This is a genomic window from Pseudarthrobacter sp. AB1, assembly GCF_014926485.1.
Taxonomy (GTDB): domain Bacteria; phylum Actinomycetota; class Actinomycetes; order Actinomycetales; family Micrococcaceae; genus Arthrobacter.
In genome coordinates, this window is sequence record NZ_PZKO01000063.1 from 1 (window position 1) to 5,064 (window position 5,064).

The 5,064-nt window shown below is 60.6% G+C and carries 3 protein-coding genes and 1 pseudogene; 1 reads left to right on the forward strand and 3 read right to left on the reverse strand.

The genetic code is table 11. The annotated features are described in order from the left end of the window. From DAD99_RS22330 to DAD99_RS17480, 3 genes and pseudogenes are all read right to left on the reverse strand, one after another. Positions 1-231 (reverse strand): annotated as a pseudogene (locus DAD99_RS22330) (IS21 family transposase); the annotation flags it as partial. Between the two features lie 27 nt (positions 232-258). After that, positions 259-1,407 carry an SIR2 family protein gene (locus DAD99_RS17475; protein WP_193342529.1) on the reverse strand — a complete coding sequence of 383 codons (1,149 nt, stop codon included), beginning with the start codon at positions 1,405-1,407 and terminating at the stop codon, positions 259-261. Continuing rightward, positions 1,404-4,592 carry a type I restriction endonuclease subunit R gene (locus tag DAD99_RS17480; protein WP_193342530.1) on the reverse strand — a complete coding sequence of 1,063 codons (3,189 nt, stop codon included), beginning with the start codon at positions 4,590-4,592 and terminating at the stop codon, positions 1,404-1,406. The genes DAD99_RS17475 and DAD99_RS17480 overlap by 4 nt, the downstream gene beginning before the upstream one ends. Before the next feature lie 281 nt (positions 4,593-4,873). On the opposite strand from DAD99_RS17480, the gene DAD99_RS21855 reads away from it, so the two are divergent. After that, positions 4,874-5,064 (forward strand): hypothetical protein (locus tag DAD99_RS21855; protein WP_227008190.1); only part of this gene is annotated, 191 nt, incomplete at its 3' end.

The window sequence follows — 5,064 nt, forward strand, 5'->3', positions numbered from 1 at the left end:
CGTCGCTGCCGGCATCGTCGGCGTCTTCACCAACAACTCCCGCACCCTGGGAGCAAACGCATCAAAACTCGACACCCCGGCCGCCCGCTGATACTTCGGCGCCCGGTCCGACTCCAAAGCCCGATCCACCGTTCCGCGGGAAACCCCCACGATCCTGCCGATCTCACGCTTCGAGTGCTTGCCCGTCGAAAACAGGTGGCGTATCTCCGCCCAATCATCCAAATTGATCACCTTCCATAATGGTCGGTGGCCCTATTTTCAGTTGGCGTTCCTGGCCCTATTTTCGGTTGGCGTTAACACATCACGCTGTATCCGTAGCCAACTTGCAGACGCCCCTTGGGCAAGGGACCAACTGAAAGCCTGTTCAATTTCACCCCGTGTCGGAAATTCTCCTTTTGTCACGACAAGGACGTTCGGGCGGTTCGTCTTCGTATCGAACGCCTCCCTAAGTAATGCATTCACGGAGACGTCGCGGAAACTGTAACCAACAACCATCCAGTCGTCCGACATTTCTAGGCCTCGGCGGAGCCCATCGTAGGCAAGAGAGAACGGCGGGCGCAGCACTTGGTGTACTTTGCTGGATTGGTTGGCTAAGACAACCTCTGGGTACCAACCTTCGTCGTAGTCGAGTTCGCGAATGGTCGACCAGATTGTCGGGCGTCTCACTTCCTCGACGGGGAACTTGTACACGGAATCGTCAGCGCTATTTCGCCACCACGTCAAAGAACCATGAAGGTTCAGCAAACGGACTCGCCGAGCATTGGGAAAGTTCAATGCCGTTCGCAGCTTGTAGATGGAAAATCTTTGCCCACCGTCAAACGAGATAGTGGCGGGGTTGTAGCCAAGAGCCAAATCACAGAACTCACTGGCATGGTTCTCCATGAGGGAGGAGAGAACCAAGGTGTCGTAATTGAGGTTGCCTACCGTTATGGTGCCGCCGTAGTTATTCAGGACGAGGTCTACGAATGTGTTGAGGTCAGCCTTCAAATCGAGTGAGGCTACAGTCCGTTCCGCCACCACCTCGAGTACATGCGATACGCCACGCCAGCGGAGCGACTCGCTGAAGGACGCTATTCTCTCGAATGCCGCAGACAACTCGGCATCGCTCGGATCGATGTAGCTAGCCAGCTCGTGCAAGCGTTCCATGAACGATCCCTCCGTAACGAAGGCTCCGACGAGGACTTCAAAGTCCAGCATCGGATTGCCACCTCCCGTAGCTGCCGCGGCCCGCTGCATGGCAGTGGCGATGGCGTCCGCATCCTTGTCACCCGCGTCTTGGCGTACGCGACGGATTATTTCTTCGCTGATTAGGCGAATGTTCAGCTCGGGGTTGAATGCAAGGCTAAGTCCGTTGCCAATCAGCATCCCGAGGTTTCGGGCAGGATGAATTTCTGCGGAACCATTCATATTCGTGCCTCAGCAAACCGAGGCGCCATTGACTCCATCTGCTCCATCACGAGCTTGATGGCCTCCGGCTGCTTGTCCGGCGGATATCCGTTGAGGACCAACAGTCGTTTGATCGACGAACGCAGCTTGGCGCGGACGTCGTCACGCACAGTCCAGTCGGTCCGTACGTCGCGCCGCATGACATTCACGAGCTGACGCGCGATCTCGGCCAGCTTCCCTTCGCCTTGGACTTCCACGGCCGACTCATTCGAAGCTACGGCATCGTAGAACGCCAGCTCATCCGAGTTCAGCGGAGGAGTGAAGTGCGCACCGCGGTTGCCTTCAGCGGCGACCTCGCGCGCCAGCTCCACCAGCTCAGCGATGACCTCAGCTGAGGTGAGCTGCTGGTTGGTGTACTTCTTCATCAGCTCGGTGATCCGCTCAGAGAACGCCCGCTGCCGGATCACGTTGCTCCTTGTAGATGCCGCCGACTCATCAGCAATGAGCTTCCGCAGGGCCTCGATGGCCAACTGTGGGTTCCGCGCCTTCTGTGTCTTGGCGATGAACTCCGGAGTCAAGTCATCTAGGGACGGCTTGGGCATGCCGGCTGCCTCGTAGATGTCGAGCACCTCGCCGGAGGACGTCGCCGAAGCAATCAGGTTCCCCAACAGGCGCTGAATCTCTTCCGGAACCGGTTCGCCGCTGGCCTGCCGGTCGGCCGCGTCGTACTTCGCCATCCAGACGCGGATCTCCTCGTACACCTGGATCTCGGGACGCAGCTCAGCCAGTGTCTCGGAGCCCGAGCACAGAGCCCACGCACGGGACAGCTGGCTGGAGAACTTGCGGTACTTCGCGGCAAGCGACTCTTCCCCGTCAGCCGGCTGGTTACCGGGCGAACCCGGGCTACGCAAGTAACTGACCGCGCCGGTGACGGCATTCAGGAATGCCTTGGGCCCGCCCTTCATCAAAACGGACTTCCAGTCGTAACCGGCCAGCAAGGAGCGCAGCGACTCCACCAGGGACAACGTCAAGCCAACGGCCTCGTCGATATTCTTGCCCACCGGCTTGTTCGACCGGTCAGACTGCGTGTACTCGCCCAGGGCCTTGGCCAGATTTTCCGCCAGCGGAGCGTACGCCACCAGCAGCCCGTCCTCCTTGCCGCGGAACGTGCGGTTCACACGTGCCAGCGTCTGCATCAGCAGCGCGCCCTTGAGCGGCCGGTCCAGGTAAAGCGTGTGCAGGGGTGGGGAGTCGTAGCCGGTGAGCATCATGTCCTTGACGATCACCAGCTCCAGCTCGTCGTCCACGTTTTTGAGCCGCTCTTTCACCTGAGCATTCAAAGAGTCTCGCCGCACGTGGTCGGACACAGGCGGGACATCGGTCGCGTCGCCCGAGTACACCACCTTGATCTTGCCTTTGGAGAGGTCATCCGAATGCCAGTCGGGCCGCAGCTCCACAATCGCTGAGTACAGCTTCGCGCAGATCTCCCGCGTCCCGCCCACGATCATGGCCTTGCCCGGTGCCTCAATGAACTTGCCCATCCGGTCATGCCGGTTCTCCCAGTGCGCCACCAGGTCAGCGGCCAGCGCCGCAATGCGCTGCGGCGCACCATAAACAGCGTTGACTACGGCGACGCTCGCCTCGATGCGTGCCCGCTCGGTATCGTCAAGGCCGAGTGTCACTTCGTCGGCGGACTTGTCCAAGTCATCCTCGGTGACATCGGAGGCCAGCCCCACCTTGATTAGCCGAGGCTCGAAGTAGACGGGAACCGTGGCGCCGTCCTCCACGGCCCGAGACAGATCGTAGATGTCGATGTAGTCGCCGAAGACGTCCTGGGTGTTGCGGTCATCAAAGGAGATGGGAGTTCCGGTGAAGGCGATCAAAGTGGCATGGGGGAGCGCGTCGCGGAGGTGACGGGCATAGCCGTCCAGGTCGTCATAGTGCGAGCGGTGCGCCTCGTCGACCACCACAATGATGTTGCGCCGGTCGGACAGCAGCGGGTGGTCGGCGCCGGCGTCCTTTTCCGACTTGCTGCGTCCGAACTTCTGCAGCGTGGTGAAGTAGATGCCACCGGTTGTTCGGTTGCTCAGCTCGTCCCGCAGCTCGGAGCGCTTTTTGATCTGCTTCGGCGACTCGGCCAGGAGCAGGCTGCGGTCGAAGCCTTCGAACAGCTGGCCGTCCAGTTCGTTCCGGTCGGTGATGACCACGACGGTCGGGTTCTTCAACTTTGGCTGACGGGCCACCATGTTCGCGTACAGTTCCATTTCCATGGACTTGCCCGAACCCTGGGTGTGCCAGACAACGCCGGCCTTGCCGTTGCTTTCCACCGCCTGGACAGTGCTGGCCACTGCCTTGGTCACGGCGTAGTACTGGTGCGGCTTGGCGATGCGTTTGGCCAGCCCGCCGGACCCTTGATCGAATGCCGTGAAGTTGCGGGTCAGCTGTAGGAAGCGCTCCTGGTTGTAGAGGCCATCCAGTGCGGTATCCAAAGCGGTGACCGCATCGCCGTCGAGCATGAAGCCCTGGGGGACGGGCACGCCGTCGTCGTCGACGTTCCAGGGTGAGAAGTGATTATAGGGCGTGAACGGCGTACCGTACTTGGCCTGGATCCCATCCGTGGCGAGCGTGAACACGCAGAAGCGGAATGCCATTGGGAATTCGCGGAGATAGGTCTGGAGCTGGGCGTGGGCGCCGGGGAGATCGGCGTGCGCGCTGCCTGCCTTCTTTAGCTCGATGATGCTCACGGGCATGCCGTTGCAATAGAGCACGACGTCGAATCGCCGCTTGTAGTCGCCCTCGACCAACGTGACCTGGTTGACCGCGAGCCAGTCGTTCTGGTCCGGCTCTTGGCTGATGAGCCTGATGGTGGGGTTGGCTTCGTTGCCGTCGGAGTCGATGTAGGTCAGCCGGTAGCCGTCCACGAGGCAGTTGTGGATCCGGTGGTTCTCGGCGAGAGCGTCATTGGATTTGTGTGCCGCGATTTCCGACAGTGCCTGCTGTAGGTATTGGGCCGGGACCGTCGGGTTGAAGCGCTGGAGGGCCGCAAGGAGCCGCGGCCGGATCAGCAGTTCGGCCCAGGAGTCGCGTTGCCCTGTGCCGGGTGCAATTGACTGGCCTTCCAACGGCTTCCAGTCCAGCTCGCCCAGCCGCTCCTTCGCGGCGCCTTCCCAGTCGGCTTCGGAAAAGGCTACTGCTGGTGCTGTCACGGTGATTCCCCCAATGTTGATTGCTGTCCAGCTTACTCAGGCGCCAAGTCGGCCAGCGTTATTCGCCACGACTGTTGGTTTGCCCAGCCCGCTGGGAGTATTTGGATCGAAATTGATGTTGCAGACGGTGTCTGCAACATTGGCGCTGGGGTCAAAGGCAATTGTGCAGCCGCCTGTTTTCGGTACCGGCTGAGCACTGGTCTTCACTGGCCGGATCCCTGTTCGAGCGACACGCGGGGGAGGTTCTCGGTACCGCTCACATAGGCTTCTATCCTGTTGCTATGGCGGTGGCCTACCGACGTCTTCGTATCCTGACTCCGAACCTCGGGGCCTACTACGGCGTGGTAGACGAGGAATACAGGCCGCACGAGCTCGCGTCCCGGTGGCTTGAAGTTCGTTTCTTCGGACGGGCACAAGCCGAAACGACCAGCGCGCAGTACGCCAGCTCCATCGCCTTATTCCTGACTTGGTC

What these genes read in the sequence shown, in the direction of transcription:
- DAD99_RS17475 (WP_193342529.1), bottom strand. Translation starts at nt 1,407, where the DNA reads ATGAATGGTTCCGCAGAAATTCATCCTGCCCGAAACCTCGGGATGCTG.